Source organism: Candidatus Protofrankia californiensis, from assembly GCF_900634765.1.
Lineage (GTDB): Bacteria > Actinomycetota > Actinomycetes > Frankiales > Frankiaceae > Protofrankia > Protofrankia californiensis.
On record NZ_CAAAFT010000434.1, the window covers coordinates 10,962 to 11,540 of the forward strand.

The window sequence follows — 579 nt, forward strand, 5'->3', positions numbered from 1 at the left end:
GGACTCTGTTGGCTAACTCATGGTGTTGATAGCGTTACGTCTTGCAGGTGACGTTGTCCCGAGTGAGGTGGGCCATGTCGATGACCGGGCGAGACTGCACCGAGATACCCGTCCGTACGGTCGAGGTGGTCCGCGCGGCGTGCCCGAAGGGAACGCGCGTGACCAGGCTGCGTGACACGCTGGGGCCGGTCTTCGTCGACGACGACTTCGTGGGCTGGTTCGCCGCCGAGGGCCGGCCCGGACTGCCCCCGGGCATGCTGGCGCTGGTCTGCGTCCTGCAGGCAATGGAGGATCTGACGGACCGGGACACCGCCGACGCGGTCCGCACCCGGCTGGACTGGAAGTACGCACTGAGCCTCGACCTGGAGTACCCAGGCTTCGACTTCTCGGTGCTCAGCGAGTTCCGCGACCGGCTCGCCCTCGACGGGCGCGCGGCGTCGCTGCTCGATGCCATGCTGGACCGGGCGCGGGAGGCGGGGCTGCTCAAGGGCGGGGCCAGGGTGCGCGCCGACTCCACGCACGTGCTGGCGCGGATCCGCACGCTCAACCGCCTGGAAATGGTGGGCGAGACGGTCCGCG

General features: G+C 69.6%; 1 protein-coding gene. It reads left to right on the plus strand.

The genetic code is table 11. The annotated features are described in order from the left end of the window. Positions 1-80 precede the first annotated feature (80 nt). The coding region (locus DD1DGNOD_RS22465) for a transposase (RefSeq protein WP_165036969.1) at positions 81-579 on the plus strand (499 nt) is incomplete at its 3' end.